The 21,029-nt window shown below is 73.7% G+C and carries 21 protein-coding genes; 9 read left to right on the top strand and 12 right to left on the bottom strand.

From position 1 onward, the window contains the following. Positions 1-3 precede the first annotated feature (3 nt). Entirely contained in the window at positions 4-1,740 is a 1,737-nt protein-coding gene (locus QP089_RS29385; RefSeq protein WP_285915798.1) for a pyruvate dehydrogenase, read from the bottom strand. A 157-nt stretch (positions 1,741-1,897) separates the two neighbouring features. On the opposite strand from QP089_RS29385, the gene QP089_RS29380 reads away from it, so the two are divergent. The 4 genes from QP089_RS29380 (at position 1,898) to fahA (ending at position 5,761) form a co-directional block, all read left to right on the top strand. Then, on the top strand, positions 1,898-2,428 hold the full coding sequence (locus QP089_RS29380; RefSeq protein WP_285915797.1) for a MarR family winged helix-turn-helix transcriptional regulator: 531 nt from the start codon (positions 1,898-1,900) through the stop codon (positions 2,426-2,428). 116 nt (positions 2,429-2,544) lie between these two features. Further along, positions 2,545-3,750, top strand: coding sequence for a homogentisate 1,2-dioxygenase (locus tag QP089_RS29375; protein ID WP_285915796.1), 1,206 nt, complete (start codon positions 2,545-2,547; stop codon positions 3,748-3,750). Beyond that, positions 3,747-4,589, top strand: coding sequence for a hypothetical protein (locus tag QP089_RS29370; RefSeq protein ID WP_285915795.1), 843 nt, complete (start codon positions 3,747-3,749; stop codon positions 4,587-4,589). The genes QP089_RS29375 and QP089_RS29370 overlap by 4 nt, the downstream gene beginning before the upstream one ends. After that, positions 4,586-5,761, top strand: coding sequence for a fumarylacetoacetase (gene fahA, locus QP089_RS29365; RefSeq protein WP_285915794.1), 1,176 nt, complete (start codon positions 4,586-4,588; stop codon positions 5,759-5,761). Before QP089_RS29370 ends, fahA begins: the two co-directional genes overlap by 4 nt. On the opposite strand, the gene QP089_RS29360 is transcribed toward fahA, so the two are convergent. After that, positions 5,756-6,961 carry an MFS transporter gene (locus QP089_RS29360; protein ID WP_285915791.1) on the bottom strand — a complete coding sequence of 402 codons (1,206 nt, stop codon included), beginning with the start codon at positions 6,959-6,961 and terminating at the stop codon, positions 5,756-5,758. The genes fahA and QP089_RS29360 overlap by 6 nt on opposite strands. Continuing rightward, positions 6,958-7,821 carry an MBL fold metallo-hydrolase gene (locus QP089_RS29355; RefSeq protein ID WP_285915790.1) on the bottom strand — a complete coding sequence of 288 codons (864 nt, stop codon included), beginning with the start codon at positions 7,819-7,821 and terminating at the stop codon, positions 6,958-6,960. Before QP089_RS29355 ends, QP089_RS29360 begins: the two co-directional genes overlap by 4 nt. A gap of 106 nt (positions 7,822-7,927) precedes the next feature. Here QP089_RS29355 and QP089_RS29350 point away from each other — a divergent pair, with 106 nt between their 5' ends. Beyond that, on the top strand, positions 7,928-8,356 hold the full coding sequence (locus QP089_RS29350) for a MarR family winged helix-turn-helix transcriptional regulator (RefSeq protein ID WP_285915788.1): 429 nt from the start codon (positions 7,928-7,930) through the stop codon (positions 8,354-8,356). Here QP089_RS29350 and QP089_RS29345 read toward each other — a convergent pair. Next, positions 8,345-9,298 (bottom strand): quinone oxidoreductase family protein, encoded by a 954-nt coding sequence (locus QP089_RS29345; RefSeq protein WP_285915786.1) that lies wholly within the window; start codon positions 9,296-9,298, stop codon positions 8,345-8,347. The genes QP089_RS29350 and QP089_RS29345 overlap by 12 nt on opposite strands. Before the next feature lie 84 nt (positions 9,299-9,382). Between QP089_RS29345 and QP089_RS29340 the strand changes: the two genes are divergently transcribed. After that, a complete protein-coding gene (locus tag QP089_RS29340; RefSeq protein WP_285915783.1) occupies positions 9,383-9,862 on the top strand; it encodes a MarR family winged helix-turn-helix transcriptional regulator in 480 nt (159 codons plus the stop codon). 73 nt (positions 9,863-9,935) lie between these two features. Here the strand turns inward: QP089_RS29340 and QP089_RS29335 are convergent, their stop codons facing one another. Beyond that, positions 9,936-10,520 (bottom strand): NlpC/P60 family protein, encoded by a 585-nt coding sequence (locus QP089_RS29335; protein WP_285915780.1) that lies wholly within the window; start codon positions 10,518-10,520, stop codon positions 9,936-9,938. Positions 10,521-10,898: 378 nt separating this feature from the next. Here QP089_RS29335 and QP089_RS29330 point away from each other — a divergent pair, with 378 nt between their 5' ends. Further along, entirely contained in the window at positions 10,899-11,918 is a 1,020-nt protein-coding gene (locus QP089_RS29330) for a helix-turn-helix domain-containing protein (protein ID WP_285915779.1), read from the top strand. 25 nt (positions 11,919-11,943) lie between these two features. Here QP089_RS29330 and QP089_RS29325 read toward each other — a convergent pair whose 3' ends face one another. Further along, positions 11,944-12,954 carry a nitronate monooxygenase gene (locus QP089_RS29325; protein WP_285915778.1) on the bottom strand — a complete coding sequence of 337 codons (1,011 nt, stop codon included), beginning with the start codon at positions 12,952-12,954 and terminating at the stop codon, positions 11,944-11,946. Continuing rightward, complete coding sequence (locus QP089_RS29320; RefSeq protein WP_285915776.1) at positions 12,951-13,346, bottom strand: hypothetical protein; 396 nt, start codon at positions 13,344-13,346, stop codon at positions 12,951-12,953. The genes QP089_RS29325 and QP089_RS29320 overlap by 4 nt, the downstream gene beginning before the upstream one ends. A 76-nt stretch (positions 13,347-13,422) precedes the next feature. On the opposite strand from QP089_RS29320, the gene QP089_RS29315 reads away from it, so the two are divergent. Beyond that, on the top strand, positions 13,423-14,331 hold the full coding sequence (locus QP089_RS29315) for an NAD(P)-dependent oxidoreductase (RefSeq protein ID WP_285915774.1): 909 nt from the start codon (positions 13,423-13,425) through the stop codon (positions 14,329-14,331). On the opposite strand, the gene QP089_RS29310 is transcribed toward QP089_RS29315, so the two are convergent. The 4 genes from QP089_RS29310 to QP089_RS29295 all read right to left on the bottom strand — a co-directional run bounded on the left by QP089_RS29310 (position 14,328) and on the right by QP089_RS29295 (position 19,513). Next, complete coding sequence (locus QP089_RS29310) at positions 14,328-15,422, bottom strand: NAD(P)-dependent alcohol dehydrogenase (RefSeq protein ID WP_285915773.1); 1,095 nt, start codon at positions 15,420-15,422, stop codon at positions 14,328-14,330. The genes QP089_RS29315 and QP089_RS29310 overlap by 4 nt on opposite strands. 11 nt (positions 15,423-15,433) lie before the next feature. Next, positions 15,434-16,681, bottom strand: coding sequence for a cytochrome P450 (locus QP089_RS29305; RefSeq protein WP_285915772.1), 1,248 nt, complete (start codon positions 16,679-16,681; stop codon positions 15,434-15,436). A gap of 212 nt (positions 16,682-16,893) precedes the next feature. Continuing rightward, entirely contained in the window at positions 16,894-17,709 is an 816-nt protein-coding gene (locus tag QP089_RS29300) for a crotonase/enoyl-CoA hydratase family protein (protein WP_285915771.1), read from the bottom strand. 1 nt (position 17,710) lies between these two features. After that, entirely contained in the window at positions 17,711-19,513 is a 1,803-nt protein-coding gene (locus tag QP089_RS29295; protein ID WP_285915769.1) for an acyl-CoA dehydrogenase family protein, read from the bottom strand. Positions 19,514-19,624: 111 nt separating this feature from the next. Between QP089_RS29295 and QP089_RS29290 the strand changes: the two genes are divergently transcribed. Then, positions 19,625-20,356 carry a PaaX family transcriptional regulator C-terminal domain-containing protein gene (locus tag QP089_RS29290; RefSeq protein WP_285915768.1) on the top strand — a complete coding sequence of 244 codons (732 nt, stop codon included), beginning with the start codon at positions 19,625-19,627 and terminating at the stop codon, positions 20,354-20,356. A gap of 140 nt (positions 20,357-20,496) precedes the next feature. Here QP089_RS29290 and QP089_RS29285 read toward each other — a convergent pair whose 3' ends face one another. Then, positions 20,497-20,928 carry a DUF732 domain-containing protein gene (locus QP089_RS29285; RefSeq protein ID WP_285915766.1) on the bottom strand — a complete coding sequence of 144 codons (432 nt, stop codon included), beginning with the start codon at positions 20,926-20,928 and terminating at the stop codon, positions 20,497-20,499. Positions 20,929-21,029 lie beyond the last annotated feature (101 nt).

The following is a 21,029-nucleotide window of genomic DNA, read 5'->3' as shown; positions in this document are numbered from 1 at the left end:
CGGTCAGGGCCGCGGGATGTTGCGGAGGTTGCTGCGGGCCAGGTCGAGCATCTTGCCGACGCCGCCGGTGAGGACGGTCTTGCCGGCGGCGAGCGCGAAGCCCTTGACCTGCGCCGGCGTGATGTGCGGCGGTATCGACAGGGCGTTGGGGTCGGTGACGACGTCCAGGAGGTAGGGCCCGGGCGCGGCGAGGGCGGTCGCCATCGCGTCGCGGACGTCGGCGGGCCGTTCCACGCGCGCGGCCTCGATCCCGGCGGCCTGGGCGATGGCGGCGTAGTCGACGGCCTCGTGGTCGGTCTCGTAGGACGGCAGGCCGTCCACCATCATTTCGAGGCGCACCATGCCGAGCGACGCGTTGTTGAAGAGGATTATCTTGACCGGGATACGGTGCAGTTTCACGGTCAGGATCTCGCCGAGCAGCATGCCGAGGCCGCCGTCACCGGAGACGGAGATGACCTGGCGGCCGGGCGCGCCGTACTGGGCGCCGATCGCGTGCGGCAGGGCGTTCGCCATTGAGCCGTGGACGAACGAGCCCATCACGCGGCGGCGGCCGTTCGGGGTGATGTAGCGGGCGACCCAGACGTTGCACATTCCGGTGTCGACGGTGAATATCGCGTCGTCGGCGGCGAGGTCGTCCAGAACGTCCGCGACGTACTCGGGATGGATCGGGGTGTGCTTCTCGATGTCGCGCGTATAGGCGGAGACGACGTTCTCCAGCGAGCGGGCATGCCGGTGCAGCATTTCGTCCAGGTAGGACTGGTCGCGTTTCTGCTCCACCTTGTCCATGACGAGCCGGAGCGTTTCGCCGATGTCGCCGTGGACGGCGAGCGTGAGCGGCGTGCGGCGGCCCAGCTTGGCGGGATCGTCGTCCACCTGGATCGTGTGCCGGCCCGGAAGGAACGGGTCGTACGGGAAGTCGGTGCCGAGCAGGAGCACGAGGTCGGCCTCCTGCATCGCCTCGTAGCAGGCGCCGTAGCCGAGAAGCCCGCTCATTCCGACGTCGAACGGGTTGTCGTACTGGATCCATTCCTTGCCGCGCAGCGCGTGCCCGACGGGCGAGAGCAGTTTGTGCGCGAGCTGCATGACCTCGGCATGCGCGTTCTGCACACCGGACCCGCAGAACAGCATCGGCTTGCGGGCGCGGTTGAGCGCGCGGGCCAATTCGTCCACCTGGTCGGCGGGCGGTTTCACGATGCCCTTCCGGACGAGGAAGTCGTGCTCGCCGGTGGGGTTCTCGGCGTCCTTGCTGGCGATGTCGCCGGAAAGGGCGAGGACGGCGACGCCGCCCAGACCGACGGCGTGCTGGATCGCGGTGCGCAGGATGCGCGGCATCTGTCCCGGTCCGTTGATCAGCTCGCAGTAGTGGCTGCATTCGGTGAACAGCCGCTCGGGATGGGTCTCCTGGAAATAGCCGCTGCCGATCTGGGTGCTCGGGATCTGCGAGGCCAGCGCCAGGACGGGCGCGCCCGACCGGTGCGCGTCGTAGAGGCCCTGGATCAGGTGCGTGTTGCCGGGCCCGCAGCTGCCCGCGCAGACGGCGAGCCGTCCGGTGGTCTGCGCCTCGGCCGCGGCGGCGAACGCGCCCGCCTCCTCGTTGCGGACGTGCACCCACTCGATGTCGCCGCCGGTGCGCCGGACGGCGTCCACGATCGGGTTGAGGCTGTCGCCCACCACGCCGTAGATGCGCCGCACGCCCGCCTGGCGCAGCACCTGGATGAACTGGTCCGCGACCGTCGCCATGTCCCCTCCGAAACTCCCCCGCGTCCTGGTGGAGCCTCCCCATGATCGCCGCGGCGACACCTGCCCGGACGGGCCGGGCGTGCCCGGAGCGCCGGAGGGGAGAGATGATAAATCGTTGAACTACTTGGGGCCGGGACGCGGGATTAGGGTGGCGGGCATGGACGACGAGCGCGAGGACCTGGACTTCTGGTCGTTCGTCGATCTCGCGGGCGGCCGGCTGGCCGACGAGTTCGGCTTCCCCGACCGGCTCGCGACCCGGCTGCTGCTGACGCTGAACCGGGCGTCGGCGATCGTCACCTACGACCTGGAGTCCACGGTGCACCGGCCGCGCGGGCACTCCTGGGCGGGGTTCCGGCTGCTGTTCGTGACCTGGCTGGCCGGCCCGCTGGAGCCGGGGCGCGCCGCCACGCTCGCCGGGATGAGCCGCGCCGCCGTGTCGAACCTGGCCAAGACGCTGGTCGCGGACGGGATGATGGTGCGCACGCCGGGCGAGCGGGACGGCCGCTCGGTGATCCTGTCGCTGACCGACGACGGCCGCCGCCGGATGCTGGAGATCTTCGCGGGCCAGCACGAGCGGGAACGCCAGTGGGCGGAGGTGCTCACCGAGACCGAGCAGCGGATGCTGATCATGCTGCTGGACAAGCTGATCGCGGGCCGGCACCGGTTCGACGTCCGCGAGCGCAGCTAGCCGGGCCGGTCCCGGCCGCCGCCGGGCGGCTCGGGGGTCTTTTCAGCCCCCGCCGGGCGACGTAGTGTCGCAAGAAAGTAGTACACGCATTAATCACCCAGGGAGGCGAGGGACCCATGGCCCACTATCGGCGGGTCGGGGACGTGCCGCCGAAGCGGCACACCCAGCACCGGGACGCGTCGGACCGGCTCTACTTCGAGGAGCTGATGGGCGAGGAGGGCTTCACCTCCGACTCCTCCCTGCTGTACCACCGGGAGATCCCGTCCGCGATCGTCGACTCGCGGGTCTGGGACGTCCCGGACGCCGCCACCACGCCCAACCACCCGCTCAAGCCGCGCCACCTCAAGCTGCACGAGCTGTTCCCCAAGGAGGCGTGGGCGGACACCGACGTCGTGACGGGCCGCCGGCTGATCCTCGGCAACGACGACGTGCGGCTCTCCTACGTCGTGTCCGCCACGGAGTCGCCGCTGTACCGCAACGCGACCGGCGACGAGATCGTGTACGTCGAGTCCGGCGCCGCGACCGTCGAGACGATCTTCGGGGCGGTCGCCGCGAAGCAGGGCGACTACGTCGTGATCCCGACCTCGACCACGCACCGCTGGCTGCCGGAAGGCTCCGACACCGGCGAGCCGCTGCGCGCCTACGTCATCGAGGCCACCGGGCACATCGCGCCGCCCAAGCGATACCTGTCGCGGTTCGGGCAGTTCCTGGAGAACGCCCCCTACTGCGAGCGCGACCTGCACGGCCCCGGCGAGGTCCTCACCGCCGAGGGCACCGACGTCGAGGTCCTCGTGAAGCACCGCACCTCGCGCGGCATCGGCGGCACCCGCTTCACCTACGCGCGGCACCCGTTCGACGTGGTCGGCTGGGACGGCTGCCTGTACCCGTTCACCCTCAGCGTCCACGACTTCGAGCCGATCACCGGCCGCGTCCACCAGCCGCCGCCCGTCCACCAGGTGTTCGAGGGCCACAACTTCGTGGTGTGCAACTTCGTCCCGCGCAAGGTGGACTACCACCCGCTGTCGATCCCGGTGCCCTACTACCACTCCAACGTCGACTCCGACGAGATCATGTTCTACTGCGGCGGCGACTACGAGGCGCGCAAGGGCTCCGGCATCGGGCCGGGCTCGGTCTCGGTCCACCCCGGCGGCCTCGCGCACGGCCCGCAGCCCGGCGCCTACGAGCGCAGCATCGGCGCCGAGTTCTTCGACGAGCTGGCCGTCATGGTCGACACCTTCCGCCCGCTCGAACTCGGCGAGGGCGGCCTGGCCTGCGAGGATCCCGCGTACGCGTGGACGTGGGCGGGGAGGCGGAACGCATGAGCGACCTGCCCGCGTTCGCGCGCGGCCTGTGCGACGACGCGGCGGTGTTCCCGCCCGGACTCGCGCCGCTCGCCGACGCCGTCCCGGCCCACCGCCGGCACCGGGCCGCCCCCTACGCCGCGCTCGTCGGGCCGCTCGTGCTGCCCGCGACCGCGCTGGACCAGCTCTACCCGCTGGTCACCAGCGACCCGCTGGACCTGTCGATCACCGCGCCGAACGGCCCGGCGCAGGCCGCCAAGGCCGTCGCGGCCGCCGCCGACCTGCCCGTCGACGTGCACGCCGTCGAGGTCGCGGTGCCCACCGGGATGACGGCGGCCGACCTGGTGCACGGGCTGGAGCTCCTCGACGTCCCGGTGTTCGTCGAGGTCCCGCGCGACGAGCGCCGTCCCGCGATCATCGAGGCGCTCGCCGCGACCGGGCACCGCGCCAAGTTCCGCACCGGCGGCGTGCACGCGAACCTGTACCCGGGCCCGGACGAGCTGGCCGCCGCGGTCGTCGCCGCCGTGCGCGCCGGCGTCCCGTTCAAGGCGACCGCCGGGCTGCACCACCCGGTGCGCAACACCGACCCGGAGACGGGCTTCCACCAGCACGGGTTCCTCAACCTGCTGCTCGCCACCGACGCCGCGATGCACGGCGCCGGGCCCGCCGAGCTCGGCGCGATCCTGGCCGACCGCGACGCCGCGCTGATCGCCGCCCGCGTCGCCGGCCTGGGCGAGGCCCGCGCGGCGTTCGCCCGCTCCCGCTTCCTGTCGTTCGGCACGTGCAGCATCACCGACCCCCTGACCGAACTCGCCGCCCTCGGCCTCCTGGCGCCCTCCCTCCTCAAGGAAGTTGCATGACCCGCATTTCGGTTCCGGATGGTTCGCTTTACGGGCTCGACAACCTGCCGTACGGGGTGTTCGCGCCGGCGGGGGGCGAGCCGCGCGTCGGCGTCCGGGTGGCGGACTGGGTCGTCGACCTCGCCGCCGTCTTCGGCGACGACGTGTTCTCCTGGCCGTCGCTCAACGCGTTCATGGAGCAGGGCCACGAGCGGTGGGTCGAGGTCCGCGAGCACATCCTGGACGCCGTGACCGACGACCTGCCCGGTGACGCCGTCCACTCGCTGGACGCGGTGACGCTGCACCTGCCGTTCGAGGTCGCCGACTACGTCGACTTCTACGCCTCCGAGCACCACGCGTCCAACCTCGGGCGGCTGTTCCGGCCGGACGCCGAGCCGCTGATGCCGAACTGGAAGCACCTGCCCGTCGGCTACCACGGCCGCGCGGGGACGGTCGTGCCGTCCGGGACCGGGATCGTCCGGCCGAGCGGGCAGCGCAAGGCGCCGGACGAGGCAGCGCCGACGTTCGGGGAGTGCCGCCGCCTGGACATCGAGGCGGAGGTCGGGTTCGTCGTCGGCACCGGCTCGCCGCTCGGCGCCCCGGTGGGCGTGGACGAGTTCGCCGAGCGCGTCTTCGGGGTCGTGCTGGTCAACGACTGGTCGGCGCGCGACATCCAGGCGTGGGAGTACGTGCCGCTCGGGCCGTTCCTCGGCAAGAGCTTCGCGACGTCGGTGTCGCCATGGGTGGTGCCGCTGCTCGCGCTGGAGGCCGCCCGCGTCCCGACGCCGCTGCAGGACCCCGAACCGCTCCCCTACCTGCGGGAGAAGGACCCGTGGGGCCTCGATCTGGAGCTGGTCGTGGAGTGGAACGGGCAGGTGGTGTCGCGCCCGCCGTACCGGGAGATGTACTGGTCGCCCGCGCAGATGCTCGCGCACATGACGGTGAACGGCGCCGCGTCCCGCACCGGCGACCTGTTCGCGTCGGGGACGGTGTCGGGCCCGGAGAAGGACCAGCGCGGCGCGTTCATCGAGCTGACCTGGGGCGGGAAGGAGCCGATCGAGGTCGGCGGCGAGCCGCGCACGTTCCTGGAGGACGGCGACACGGTCACGATCTCCGCCACAGCGCCCGGACCGGGCCGCGCCCGCATCGGTCTCGGCGAGGTCACCGGCCGCGTTCTGCCCGCGACCTCATGAGCACGTCCGCACGGCCGGTCCGTCCACCGCGAGTTCGCGGGCCGATCCCGTGGTCGTGGCCATGAGGGATGCGGCGGCGAGCGCTGCCACCGCCGCGAGCAGCGCCGCCGCGGCGAAGCCGAGCGACGCCGACAGGGCGCCGAACGTGAACGGGGCGATCGTCGCGCCGGTGTAGACGCCGACCTGGACGGTGTGGCCCGCGTTCTCGGCGCGATCCGGCAGGAGGCGCAGCGCCGCCGACAGCAGCAGGCCCGTCCAGCCCCAACCGGCGGAGAACGCCAGGACGGCGCCGGCGAGGAACGTGACCGGGGAGCCGGCCGCGATCAGCGCGAGGCCGGCGGCGCCGCTCAGCATCATCACCGCGATGACCGCGCGGTCGCCCCGCGGCGCCCGGTCGGCCAGCGCGCCCGCGGCCAGCCGGACGGCGATCGCGATGACCGCGCTCATCGCGAGCAGGTCGCCGGTCAGCGCGTCCGGGACCCCGGAATGCGCGCCGAGCTGCACGAAGTAGGAGGCCACGGCGTTGTTGCCGGTCGCCGACAGCGCGGCCGCGGCCGCCCACAGGACCAGCGTCCGCCGGACGGCGCGGGGCATGGGCGCCGGCGCGTTCGGCGCGCGCCGCCGTTCGGCCGGTGGCGTGCGGGTGAGCGGGGAAAGGGCGACGGGGACGAGCGCCAGCAGCCCGGCGATCGTCATGGCGGCGCGCCAGCCGTAGGGGTGGACGACCAGCGCGACGAGGAGGCCGGGGACGAGGGTGCCCGCGCCGAGCGCGGCGCCGACCGTCCCGGCGGCGAGGGAGCGGCGGCGGGCGGGGGCGCGGGCGGCGATGAGCCGTCCGGCGGCGGGCTGGACGAGCCCGTTGGCGAGCCCCGCGACGACCAGCACCGGGAACAGCACCGCTACGTGCCCGGCGCGCGAGAGGGCCAGCATCGCCAGCGCGGCGACGATCGCCGCCGCCGACAGGACGGCCGGGACGGGCAGCCGCGCGGCCAGCCGCTTCGCGACGGGCGAGCCGAGCGCGCTCGCGGCGTAGAACGCGCTCATCGCCAGGCCCAGCGTCGTCCGCGTCGTGTGCAGGGTCTCCTGCATGGACGGGGCGAACGCGCCGACCGCGAACCCGGGCATCACCGCCGCGGTCGCGGTGAGCGCGGCGGTCACGACGGCGGGCCAGGGTCCTCTGCGCGGGACGGGCCCGGTCATCGGGGCTCCGGGAGCCAGCCGGGGGTGCCCGGGACGACGCGTCCGAACTGGACGTCGGCGAAGTGGATGCCGAAGCCGATCGTGCCGGGTTCGGCGAGGTCGGCGACGAGGCGGCGGCGGACGTCGGCGGACAGCACCGGGTCGTGGTCGGGCGCGGCGGACCATTCCGGGTGGTCGATCTGGACGGGGCTGTGCAGCGCGTCGCCGAACGCGATGAGCCGCCGTCCGCCCGAGGTGATCTCGTACGTGGCGTGCCCGGCGGTGTGACCGTACGTCGTCCGGACCCGGACGCCGGGGAAGATCTCCTCCCCGTCGGTGACCGCCTGGACCTGGTCGGCGAACCCGTCGAGGATGTCGGCGCCGGTGCCCGACAGGTGCCGGTGCTCCCACTCGGCCTCGGTGAGCAGGACGCGCGCCTCGGCGAACGGCGGGCGGCAGGTGGGGGCCGCGGGCCAGAGCCAGCCGACGTGGTCGCTGTGCAGGTGGGTGACGGCGACGGCCTCGATGGTCGCGGGGTCGCGGCCGAGCGCGGCGAGGCCGTCGAGCAGCCCGCCGCCGTGGGCCGCGCCGAACGGCTCGGCGGGGTCGTCGGGCCAGCAGCGGGGGCCGAGGCCGGCGTCGATCAGCAGGGCGCGGTCGCCGCGCTCGACCAGCAGCCCGCCGATGCTCGCGACGAGGTTCCCGGACGCGTCGAGGTACTCGGGGTGCGCGTCCCAGAATTCGGCGGTCGAGCCGGGGAGCCAGGCGCGGGGCTTGAGCGCGACGGCGCCGTCCGGCACGTAGCCGATCGTCAGGTCGCCGAGCCGGATCGTGCCGGGGCCGGCCTCGGCGGCGAGGCGGTCGCGGGCGGTGGCGGGCATGGGTGTCTCCCTCCGGGACGGCCGCGCCCTGCGGCCGCCGCACCGGGAAACTTACAACTAGAACTATTCAAGCTGCAACCATTGCAGCTTGATGTAAGCTCGGGCCATGAGCAGCGAGGCGGAGGCCGCCGCGGCGGCCGAGCGGCAACTGTGCGGGCTGGTGAACGGGCTGTCCCGGCAGATCGAGGAGCACGTCCGCGAGCGCGCCGCGACGCTCGGGCTCACCGGCCCCCAGGCCACCGCGCTGCGCGAGCTGACCGGGCCGATGACGATGCGCGACCTCGCCGACCGGATGAGCTGCGAGCCGTCCAACGCCACGTTCGTCATCGACAAGCTGGAGAAGCGCGGCCTGGTCGAGCGCCGCCCGCATCCGCTGGACCGCCGCGCCAAGCAGCTCGTCCTCACCCCCGAAGGCACGGCCCTGCGCGAGCGGCTCCTCGAACTGCTCACCAAGGACTCGCCCCTGGCCGGCCTGAACCAGGACGAGCAGGACACCCTCCAGGGCCTCCTGCTCCGCGCCCGCTCACTCCACTGACACCGGCGTCAGGACGACCCGGCGACCGGGGACGACCGGCGCGTTCCAGACCTGTTCGACCTGGTCGAGCGGCGTCGGCACGGCGTCCACGGCGAGGGTTCCGGACGCGATCTCCTCGGCGAGCGACGGAAGCTCCGCGACGATTCCCGCGGTGCTCACCGACCCCTGACCGCTGCCCATGATGGTGAGATTCGCCGCGCGCAGCAGGAACGACGGCAAGGTGATGTCCGGCCCGGCAACGGACCCGACCTGCACCCAGGCCAGGGGCTTCGACCGGTCGGCGCGGGCCCGCAGCAGCGCGGGCATCGCCTCCTGCGTCGGCGCGCCCCACAGGTAGTCGATGACGACGTCGACGTCCGCCGCCGCCCGCGCGAACTCCTCGCTTCCCAGCCGGACGGCCTCGTCGGCGCCGAGCCTCGCCAGCGGTTCGAGGCGCTCGGGGTCGCGTCCGGCGCCGACGACGCGGGCAGAACCGAGGCGCTTGGCGATCTGGACGGCGAGCCGTCCGGCGTTCCCGGTCGCGCCCATCACCAGCACCGATCCGCCTGGCTCGAAGCGGGCACGGCGGCGCAGCGCCACCCACGAGGACATGCCCGGGTTCATGGCCGCCGCCACGGCCACCGGATCGATGCCGTCCGGCAGCACGACGGCCCTTCGCCGGTCGACGACGGCCTGCTCGGCCATGGTGCCGAGCGCGGTGTCGGGCGCGACGAAGTAGAGCAGTTCGCCGTCCGGCGTGCGGCCGACCGCGTCGATGCCGGGGACCATCGGCAGGACGCCGTCGGAGGTGTAGTGGGTGCCGTCGGCGGACGAGCGCACCCGCGGATGCAGGCCGGCGGCCAGCACGTCCACCAGGACCTCGCGCTCTCCGGAGGGGACGGGGGCCGGGAGCTCCTCGTACCGGGGCGGCGCGCCAAACGATCGGACGACTGCGGCGTGCATGGCGACTCCCCGAGCTAGTTGGTGTCACGTACTAGTTTGCCAAAGTAGTTGGGGTCACGTACTACGTCAACTAGGCTGCCCACCATGACCACCGACCCCGCCGACCCCGCCGACCCCGCCTGTGACCGCCCCCTCGACCCGGTCGACGCCCTCGTCCAGCTGTCCTTCCTGGTCCAGGGCGTCCTGTCCGCCATCGGCTCCGAGCACGACCTGTCGATCATCCAGATCCGGCTGCTGGGCATCCTGCGCGACCGGCGGGCCGGCATGGTGGAGCTCGCCACCTATCTCGGGCTCGACAAGTCGTCCATGACCGGGCTCGTCGGCCGCGCGGAGAAGCGCGGCCTGGTGAAGCGGTCCCCGTCCCCGCACGACGGGCGGGCGGTCCTCGTCTCGCTCACGCCGGACGGCGAGCGGCTCACCGAGCGCGCCGGCGCCGAGATCGCCCGCCGCGTCGCCGGCCTCACCGAGCGCCTGTCCCCCGCCGAACGCGACGAGTTGACCCGGCTGGCCACCGTCCTCCTGGACGGGACGGTGTCCCAGGCCGCCTGGGCGCGGCGCCACTAGCAGGCGGCGAACGCCTCGGACGCCGGAAGGCCCGGCCGGAGGCGGATCCGGCCGGGCCTGCGGGGGGCGGCGGTCAGGTGATGTTCTTGGGGCGGTACGCCTTGTACTGGCTGCCCTTGGCCAGGCCGTAGGTGCGGGTGCGGTGGTCGGTGCCGTAGTGGCCGCGCTGCTCGTACGCCCAGTAGGCGGTGTGCTTGCTGCTCGTCCACTTCTCGAAGATGACGACGTGCCGGGTGGTGTTGCTGCCGATCGCGTCGATCACCAGGTCGCCCGTCTTGAGCTGCGACATCGAGATCCGCTTGCTGTAGGTCGAGGACGCGAGGCCCACCGTGTTCGGGCCGGGCTTGGGCAGCCGCAGGGCCATGGACGCGTAGCCCGAGCAGTCGGTGCGGTAGCCGCCGTGGGTCCTGGACTGGCTGTAGGGGACGCGGCTGCTGGTGTGCGGGTGCCAGGTCTTGGCCCGCGCGATGACCTGGGCGCGGGTGACCTTCGGCACGGCCGCGACCGCGACGGTGCGGCCGGAGTCGGCCTGCAGCCGCGCGCCCTGCGGCGCGGCGGCGTGCTCGGCGGGGGACGTCAGCCCGATCAGCCCGGCGGCGGTGCCGGCGGCGAGCGCGAGGGAGCCGGCGCCGATGAGGACGGCCCGAGGGGAAGCCATTGGGTGAACCTCCGTGAATGGTCGTTGAATTGCGTCCGCAAGGGACGCGGTGAGGGGTTCGTCGATCGACCCGGCAGACGTTAGGGAACGTTTTCCGCCGTTGTGCAGACCCGGCGGCGAGATCGGGACAAAGAGACAGGTCCAGGCCTCTGACCAGGCGAGACATCCCCCTGAACGGGACACGGGCGGGACATTCGGGCCCCTGCGGGACGCCGTCGCCGATCACCCTTGGTGCGCATTCGCGAACGCACGGCGACGATCGCGGTTCCGGCCATTCGGGCCGCCGGACTGGGCATAATGGGCGGCCGCGACGGAGAGTCCTGGGCGTTATCCGCGGCCGCTGCCGGGCCTGCGGTCCGACCTGCGGGAGATGCACCGATGAGCCGAAGCCGCACGCCGGCCCCCCTTCCCGACGACCTGCCGGACGCGATGCGCGTCCTGCTCACCGAGCTGCGCGACCTGCGGCGGGCGTCCGGGCACGACCTGCGGTCCCTGGAGCGCCGGACGCACGCCAGCAGGTCGTCGTGGAGCCGGTGGCTCGGCGGGGAGACCTTCCTGCCGCGCACCGCGGTCACGGCGCTGGCGCAGCTGTGCGGCGGGGACCGGCACCGCCTGGAGGCCCTCTGGGACGTCGCCGACCAGGCCCGGACGGCGGCGGCGTCCGGAACGCCGGACACCGCGCCCGCGCCCGACGGCGCCCCGGACGCACCGGACGGTGAACCGGACGCATTGGGCGCGACCGGCCCCGCGGAGCCGACCGCGGAGGAGACCCCGTCCGCGCCCGAGGTCCCGGAGCCGCGGAGGAGGCGCGTTCCGCAGGCCGTGCTCATCGCCGCCGCGGTCGGGTGCGTGCTCGTCTCCGGGGGCGCCGGTGTGCTGCTCGGGACGACGCTGCGCACCAACGCGCAGGAGACCCCGGACGGTCCGACACACGCCTCGGCCGCGCGCGCCACCCATGCCGCCGTCCGCACGATCTACCGTCATGAGGTCGTCGAGCGCGCGAAGAGCTGGCACCCGCACGCGCCGGGACGGGTGCCGTACGACCAGGCGAGCAGCTACCAGGGCTACCGCGCCGACGGGTCGGGGTACGCCTCCATGGCGCTGGCGTTACCGGCGCCCGGCCCGAACTCGGCCGCGCTCCTGACGTCCTACTGCGACCGCGTCCCGCCCGCCCGGCTCGGTCCCGGTGACCTCGTCGTCAACGCCACGGGCGGGCCGGAGACCCGCGAGGTCATGATCTTCGAGCGGTGGACGAACCCGGCCCGCACCGCCTACTGGGCGTACCAGCAGCGCCGCGGCTACGGCACCGACCATCTCGAGCGCGGCGCCGCGCTCATCCGCGACGGGCGCCATGTCGCCTGCCATCCGCGCAACCTGCGGGACGACCCGGTCGGCTGACGCGGCCCGGCGGGGCGGGCGCGGGTCAGAGGCGGGACGCCAGGTGCCCGACGACGTCGGCGGCCGGGGCGTCGGTGGCGGCGCGGAAGGCGGTGCCGGCCCACAGGTTGACGGTGTCCGGATCGCCCTGGGCGGCGGCGGCCTTGCGGAGCGGCGAGGTGACGTAGTGGACGTCCGGGTAGGCGGCGGGCGCGTCGCCGGAGTGCTCGGCGAGGAAGCGGTTGACCAGGCCGCGGGCGGGGCGTCCACTGAAAGCCCTGGTCAGCGCGGTGGTGGTGAAGCGGGGGTCGGCGAGCGCGGCCTTGTGCACGGCGCTCGCGCCGCTCTCGGGGCAGCGCAGGAAGGCCGTGCCGAGCTGGGCGGCGGCGGCGCCGAGGGAGAGGATCTCGGCGACGTCGTCCGGCGTGCCGAGGCCGCCGGCGGCGATGACCGGCTGGTCGGTGACGGCCAGCACGTCGCGCAGCAGGGTGCGGAGCGGGAGCGCGCCGTCGAGGGTGTTGGCGAACGAGCCGCGGTGCGCGCCGGCCTCGGTGCCCTGTACGCACAGCGCGTCGGCGGCGGCCGACCGCCGGGCCTCGTCGGCGGTCGTCACGGTGACGACCACGACGGTGCCGCGCTCCTGGAACGCCCGGATCACGTCGGTGTCGGGGCAGCCGAAGGTGAAGCTGACGAACGCGGGCGGGTCTGACAGCAGATCGGTGATCTTCGCGTCGTAGGCGTCGTCGCGGCCGGACGGCGTGCCCGGCTCGACGCCGAGCCGCCGCGCCTCCGGCGCGAGCAGGTCGCGGTAGGCGGCCACGGCGGCGGGGTCGACGGCGTCGAGCGACGGCATGAACACGTTGACGCCGAACGGCCGGGACGTCAGCTCGCGCGTCCGGTCGATCTCGGCGCGCATGGCGCCGGCGGTCTTGTAGCCGGCGGCGAGAAAGCCGAGCCCGCCGGCGTCCGACACGGCGGCGGCGAGTTCGGGCGTGGACGGGCCGCCCGCCATCGGCGCCTGGACGATGGGCGTGCCGGGAAGCCGGGGTGCCGTCATGCGGGTTCCCTATCCGGGACGCGGCGGACCAACCACCGCCAGCGCGGCTGCTCGCACACGACGACCGCCGCGCACAGCACCGTCACGGCGACCGCGACGGGCATCGGCCCGGCCGCCCACGACGCGGCGACCGCGGCGGCGAGCTGCAGCAGCACCAGCGCGATCGTCACGGCGCCGGGCACCGGGACCATCACGCGGGCCTTGTCGCCGGGCGTCGAGAACACCGTCGGCAGGCCGATCAGCACGACGTCCGCCAGCACGGCGAGGAGGATCGAATGGGGGGCGAGGGCCCACGGCGCGGCGACCCACGCGACGATCTCGGCGAGGAAGCGCAGCACGGAGGCGATCCGGCTGTCGGGGGCGGCCCCTCCGGGGCTCGCGGTATGCGTCACGATCGGAAAGATAATGCGCGGGGCACCGGACGGCGACGCCGGGTTCAGCGAACGTGAACGACCGAGAGGGACCAGGATGCGGGTGTTGCTGCACTACGACATGGACCACGCCGAGCCCGGCCTGGACATCGTCAGCTGCTCGGAGCAGGACGACGCCCGCCTGCACGAGCTGCTGCCCGAGACGGAGGTCATCTGGCACGTGCTGCGGCCGCTGACCGGCGACGACATGGACCGGGCGCCGAAGCTGCGGCTGATCCAGAAGCTCGGCACCGGGGTGAACACCATCGACCTGGACGCCGCCGCCGCGCGCGGCATCGCGGTCGCGAACATGCCGGGCCGCAACGCGCAGGCCGTGGCGGAGACGAGCCTGCTGCTGATGCTCGCCGCGCTGCGCAAGCTCGTCGCGTTCGACGCGCGGACGCGGCGCGGCGCGGGCTGGCCCGCCGACCGGTCGCTGGTCGGCGGCGAGCTGAAGGGCCGGACGGTCGGGCTGCTCGGCGGCGGGGAGATCGCCGGGCTGCTGCGCGGGATGCTGGAGGCGATCGGCGCCCGCGTCCTGTACACCTCGCGCCGCCCGCGCCGCGACGACCCGTCCTGGCGGGAGCTGGACGACCTGCTGCGGGCGAGCGACGTGCTGTCGGTGCACATCCCGCTGACCGAGGAGACGCACCACCTGCTGAACGCCGAGCGGCTCGCGCTGCTGCCGCCCGGCGCGATCGTGGTGAACACCGCGCGCGGCGCGGTCGTCGACGAGTCGGCGCTGGTCGCGGCGCTGGCGTCCGGGCATCTCGGCGGCGCCGGGCTGGACGTGTTCGAGCGCGAGCCGACCGGCCCGGAGAACCCGCTGCTCGCGCTCGACGGCGTCGTGGTGATGCCGCACGTCGCGTGGCTGACCGGCGAGACGTGGGACCGGTACTTCGAGGTCGCGGCGGAGAACTGCCGCCGCCTGGCCTCCGGCCGCGACCTCCTGCACCGTGTCGTCTAGGGGATGAGGACGGGCTTGACGACCTTGCCGGACGCGGCGTCCGCCTCGGCCTGGTTGATCTGGTCGAGCGGGTAGTTCGCGATGAGCCGGTCGTACGGGAACAGGCCGCGCCGCCACAGGTCGATCATCTTCGGGATGAAGGTGTGCGGGACGGCGTCGCCCTCGATGATGCCCTTGACCGTCCGTCCCATGAGCAGCAGGTTCGGGTCGAGGCGGTAGTCCTCGGAGCCGACGCCGACCAGGCCGCAGACGCCGGTGGTGCGCAGCGACGCGACCGCGGTCGACACCACGGACGGGACGGCGGTCGTGTCGAAGGAGTACTGGACGCCCTCGCCGCCCGACAGCGCCCGGATCTGCCCGGCGATGTCGTCGTCCGCGCCGTTGATCGTGTGGGTGGCGCCGAGTTCGCGGGCCAGGTCGAGGCGCGCGTCGTTCAGGTCGACCGCGACGATCGTGGTGGCGCCCGCGACCTTCGCCGCCATCACCGCGGAGAGCCCGACCGCGCCCGCGCCGAACACCGCGAGGCTGTCGCCGGCGCGGACGCCGAGCGAGATCAGCACGGACGCGGCGCCGGTCTGCACGCCGCAGCCGAGCGGCCCCAGCTTCTCCAGCGGCACGTCCCTGGTCACCGGGACGACGTTCCGCACGGTGCCGAGCGCGTGCGACGCGAACGACGACTGCCCGAACCACCGGTTGTTGACCGCGTTGCCGCCGGCGTCGGTGACGCGGAGCCGGCCGTCCAGCGGGATCGCGATCATGTTGAGCGCCGCCATCTGCGGGCACGCTCCGGGCACCGCGTCGCGGCAGTTGGCGCAGGTCCCGCAGGAGTCGAACGACATGACCACGTGGTCGCCCGCGGTGACGCCGGCGACGCCCGGCCCGACCGCCTCGACCACCCCGGCCCCCTCGTGCCCGAGGATCACCGGCTTGGCGACCAGGTCGCCCGGCACCCGCCCGATCAGGTCGGTGTGGCACATCCCGACGCCCGCGATCCGGACGACGATCTCGCCCGGCCCGGGGTCGGCGAGCTCGACCCGCTCGATCGTGTAGGGGGCGTCTGCGGCGCGCAGCACCGCGGCGTCGATCTGCACCGGAAGTCCTCTCAGGCCAGCGAGTAGCGGACGGGCAGCCGCTTCAGGCCGCCGACGAACGTGGTCGCGATGCTCTCCGCCCGGCCCGCGAACTCGATCGAGCCGAGCCGCGGCAGCAGCTCCTCGAAGAACGCGCGGACCTCGATGCGGGCCAGCGCCGCGCCCAGGCAGTAGTGCACGCCGAACCCGAACGCCAGGTGCTTGTTCGGGTCGCGTCCGACGTCGAAGGCGAACGGGTCGCCGAACACGTCCTCGTCGCGGTTCGCCGACGGGTAGGACAGCAGGACCGCGTCGCCCTTGCGGATCGTGACGCCGCGCAGGTCGTAGTCGCGGGTCGCGGTCCGCATGAACTCCTTCACCGGCGTGACCCAGCGGATCATCTCGTCCACCGCCAGCGGCATCAGCTCCGGGTTCCGCGTGAGCCGTTCGCGCTGGTCGGGGTGCTCGATGAGGGCCCGGAGGCCGCCCGCGATCGTCGCGCTGGTGGTGTCGTGCCCGGCCGTCGCGATGATGACGTAGTACGAGGCGGTGTCGAAGTCGTTGAGCGGCTCGCCGTCGATCCGTGCGTTCGCGATGGCGGACGCCAGGTCGTCGGTCGGATGCTTGCGGCGCTCCTCGGTCAGGCTCTGGAAGTAGGCGAAGAAGTCCAGCAGGACCTGCAGCTTCTCCTCGTTGGACTGGCCGCGCTGCAGTTCGTCGTCGTCGCCGCCGAACAGCTCCTGCGTCAGCTTGAGCATCCGGTCGAAGTCGCTCTCGGGCAGGCCGAGCAGCGACAGGATGACGTACAGCGGGAAGTGCGCCGCGACCTGCCGCGCGAAGTCGCACTCGCCGCCGAGCTCGACCATCCGGTCGACGTAGCGCTTGGCCAGCTCCCTCACCCGCGGTTCGAGCGCCCGCATCGCGCGCGGCCGGAACCAGTCCGCGCCGATGGCCCGGATGACCCGGTGGTCGGGGTCGTCCATGTGGATCAGCGTGCGCAGCGCGATGCCCTGCTCGGCCCGCTGCCGGTTCAGCTCGTCGAACTCGGCGGTGCCGAGCAGCGGGCGGGGCGCGTTCAGGAAGATCTCGTGGTTGCGCTCGATCTCCAGCACGTCCGCGTGCTTCGTGATCGCCCAGAAGGGGGTGTAGCCCGGCGCCTCCACCCACTGCACGGGCGACTCGCGCCGCAGCAGCGCGAGCGCCTCGTGCAGGCGCGCGTCGTCGGCGTACGCCCTCGGATCGGCGAGCGCCCGGCCCGCCTCCTCCACCGTCAAGGTCATGCTGCTCCTTTTTGCACTGCCCTCGGCGTCAGGCCCCGGAGGGCCTTCCTTCAACGGGCATTGCGGCGATCGCTGCATCGCTCCGGCTCGCCCTGGGGGCTCGCTGCGCGATCGCAACGCCCGGGTCCTCGGACCTGAGCTTAGAGCGCCGCGCCCATGACCGTAAGCGCTGGGTTACTCGACGGGGCCGGTGGTACTGCGGGCCCGCGACGTCAGCCGAGGTCAGTAAAGGTGCCGTGGCGGCCGTGGCCGGCGGCGAACCTCCCGGCGCCTTCGAGGGCGTCGGCCAGGGAGCCGAGGCCGTGGCGGTACTCGGCGGCGAGCGCCTCCTCCTCAGGGAGGCCCTCCGCTTCCAGGACGGACATCCGGTCGTTGCGCATGCAGGTCTGCGGGAAGCGGGCGATCTCCGCCGCCAGCTCCTCGGCCGCCTCGCGCGACGTCCCCGGCGGGACGATCCGGTTCGCCAGGCCGATGTCGAACGCCTCGCGCGCGCCGACGGGACGGCCGGTCAGGATCAGGTCCATGGCCCGGCTCGTCCCGATCAGCCGGGGCAGCCGGACCGTCCCGCCGTCCACCAGCGGCACGCCCCACCTGCGGCAGTACACGCCGAACACCGCGTCCTCCTCGGCCACCCGCAGGTCGCACCAGAGCGCCAGCTCCAGGCCCCCGGCGACCGCGTGCCCGGCGACCGCCGCGATGACCGGCTTGGACAGCCGCATCCGGGTGCAGCCGAGCGGGCCGTCGGCGGGCGGGGCGTCCACCCGCGGGCTGTCCGGCGTGCCGATCGACTTCAGGTCGGCGCCCGCGCAGAACGTCCCGCCCTCGCCCCACAGGACGGCGACGCTCGCGTCCGGGTCGGCGTCGAACGCCCGGAACGCCGCCGCGAGCTCGCGCGCCGCCGCCCCGTCCACCGCGTTCCGCACCTCCGGACGGGACATGATCACGGTCGTCACCGGCCCGCGGCGCTCGCTGCGGACGCGCGGGGCCTCCCGGGGGGTCGGGCCTCCGGAAGGAGCAGGGTCCGGCATGTCACTCTCCAACGTGGACGAACGCGCCGTCCGCCAGGTCCTTGAACCGTTCGAGGTCCTCGGCCGGCGCGTCGATCGCCCGCAGCGGGCCCGCGTCGGCGAGGTGCCTTCGAGCGTAGAGCCGCGCGACGAGCGCCTTGCGGTCGCCGCCCGAGTCGGCGCGCTCCCAGCCGGCCTGCTCCAGCAGCAGCGCCGCCGCGTACACGTCCGCCATGTACTGCGCGAGGGGGAACAGCCGCGCCTCCGCGGTCGTCCGGTCGAGGCCGCGCCACCTCTCGATCGCCTCGCGGACGTGCCCGATCCGCGCGTTCACCAGGTCGGCGGTCGCGTCGTCGCCGTCCGGCGCGCTCCGGACGGCCTCGGTGAGCCGGTCGAGGAACGGCTCGTGCGCGTCCTGCCGCTCGATGGCGCGGCGGACGTCCAGGCACAGGATGTTGTCGCCGCCCTCCCAGATGGGGTTGACCTGCGCGTCCCGCAGGATGCGCGCGACCGGCCACTGCTCGATGTAGCCGTTGCCGCCGTGGATCTCGATGGCGTCGCTCGCGGCCGTCACGCCGAGACGGGCCGCGCGCAGCTTGATGAGCGCGGCGCCGATGCGCAGGCGCGGCTCTCTTTCCCCGACCAACCGACCCCGACCGACCTCCCGACCGAGATAACCGTCGAAGACGAGCGCCTGCGCGGCCTCGGTCTCCACGATCATCTCGGCGAGCTTGCGGCGCATCAGCGGCTGCTCGGCGAGCGGCGCCCCGAACGCCTCGCGGACCCGCGTGTAGCAGAGCGACTCGACCAGCGAGCGGCGCGCGCAGCCGAGACCCATCATCGAGATGCCGAGCCGCGCGCCGTTGGTCAGCTCCATCATCCGCGCGAGGCCCCTGCCGTCGCCGCCCTCGCCCGAGCTGGACGCCGGGGCCAGCAGGAACGCCTCCGCGTCGGTGAACTCGATCTCCGCGGACGCCACCGAGCGCGTGCCGAGCTTGTCCTTCAGCCGGCGGATCCGCACGCCGTTGCGCGAACCGTCCCGCCGCTCGCGCAGCACCAGGAACGGCGCGATGCCGCGCACCCCGTCCGCCGCGCCCTCCGACTTCGCGAGGACGACGAACGCCGAGCCGTTGGCGTTCGAGGCGAACCACTTCAGGCCGTTCAGCCGCCACGCGTCGCCGTCCTTGGACGCGGTCGACTCCAGCGCGCCGAGGTCGGAGCCGCCGGACCGCTCGGTGAGCATCTGCGCGGCCTCGCCGGAGAACTCCCCGGCCGCGAAGATCTCCCGGACGCGCCGCTTCACCTCGTCCGGCGCGAACAGCTCGGTGAGGCCGACGACCATGTCCCCGCCGGTGCCGAGCGCGCACGCCATGCCGATGTCGGCCTGGTCGAGCAGGTAGCTCCAGGCGACGGCCATCGGCGCCGGGTCGACGCCGTTCGCCCTGGCCTCGGCGATGAAGTCGGGACGGGTGAACGAGGCGGCGACCACCTCCCGGCGCGCCGCCTCGAACGACGCCGGCATCACGACCTCGCTGACGTCGCGTCCCCACCGGTCGTACTTCTCCAGCCGCGGCGGGTTCCGGTCGGTCTCCTCCGCCCACGCGTTCACCGGGCCGCCCATCAGGGCGCCCGTCTCGCGCAGCCGGGGCTCGGCCCAGCCGAACCCGTCGCCGAGGTGGCGCCGCATCAGGAACCGCAGCGTCGGGTCGCAGTCGTACCAGTTGAGGCCCGCCGCCCCCTGGTAGCGCTCCGTCGCGTACCGGCGGGCCTTCTCCGCGCCGCCGAACGGGAGCCGGTCGAACGGCTCGATCAGGTAAGAGGCCATGCCCCGGACATTACACTTCTGATTCATGTGATGGAAGACTGTAATCTCACCGCCCGCCGGACCCGGTCCGCCGGTGCCGCCGGGCGGCACCGGATAAAGTCCCGAACAGCCATGGACACGCTCGAGATCCGCCCCCTCACCGCCCGCTCGGTCGTGCTCAGCACCCTGCTGGGCGTGCACCCGCCCCGGCTCCCCGCCCGCTACCTCGTCCGCGTCGGCGACCTGTTCGGCATCGCCGAGGGCACCATCCGGGTCGCCCTGTCGCGCATGGTCACCTCCGGCGACCTCGTCCAGTCCGACGGCACGTACGCCCTCACCGACCGGCTCCTGCAGCGCCAGGCCCGCCAGGACGAGTCGCGCCGCCCCCGCACCCGCTCCTGGGACGGCACCTGGGAGATCGCCGTGATCACCGCCGAGCGGCGCCCCGCCGCCGACCGCGCCGCGCTCCGCCAGGCGATGTCCGCGCTCCGCCTCGCCGAGCTGCGCGAGGGCACCTGGCTGCGGCCCGCCAACCTCGACCGGCCGCGCCCCGAGACGGTCGTCCGGCAGTGCACCTTCCTCGGCGGCCGTCCCGAGGAGGACCCCGCCGCCCTCGCCCGCGCCCTCTGGGACCTCGACGGCTGGACGTCCACCGCCCGCGCCCTGCACGCGTCCATCGGGCGGGCGGGCACGATCGCCGAGCGGTTCACGCTCGCCGCCGCCGTCCTGCGCCACCTGCTGCACGACCCGCTCCTGCCGCCCGCCCTCCTGCCGCCCGACTGGCCCGGCCCCGAGCTCCGCACCGCCTACGAGCGGTTCGAGAAGGACTTCGCCGACCTGCTGACCAGCGAAGTCCTCACCTAGCCCCGCCTCACGGCGCGGTCAGGACGCGGAACCCCGCGTCCACCGGGACGCGGGCGCCGGCCACCGCGGGCAGCGACCCGTCCGCCAGCGCCGCGATCACCCCGGCGGCGACCCTCCGTAAGGTCGCGGGGGCGGAGCGGTCAGCAGCCGTCGTGGGTCGTCGTCCAGTCGTCCAGGAAGGTCTGGACGTGGTACGGGTAGATGCCGCCGTCCGTCAGGTAGGCGTAGGCGGTGGCGTAGTCCTCGCCGCAGGTGACGTGGCCCGCGTTGATCGCCCAGTCGTCCGGTGCCTTGATGCCGTCCGATGCGATCAGCGCGAGGAAGTTCGCGTCCTCGTCGCTGGTGGGGGTCGGCGGCGGGACGACGACGGTGTGCTGCGGCGCCGGCCTGGTGACGGTGACGGTCGGCCGGGGCTTGTGCGAGGTCGACGGCGTGGCCGCCGGTGCGGAGTGGGCGGCCCGGCCCGCCGTGTGCGAGTTGTCGTTGCTGAGCGCGACGAACGCGACGACGCCGGCGACGATCACGATCACCGCCGCCACTGTGGCCACTGCCGCGACGACGTACTTCTGCATGTCGTCCTCCATTGGGCCGCTGCGAGGGGGAGGGTGCCGACGGGTCCCGTCCATCCCCTCGCGCTGGGCGAGGCCCAACTTGACTCCAGCCTATGCGCGGG

This window comes from Actinomadura opuntiae, assembly GCF_030283205.1.
GTDB lineage: Bacteria > Actinomycetota > Actinomycetes > Streptosporangiales > Streptosporangiaceae > Spirillospora.
This window is presented reverse-complemented; position numbering and strand designations above follow the sequence as displayed.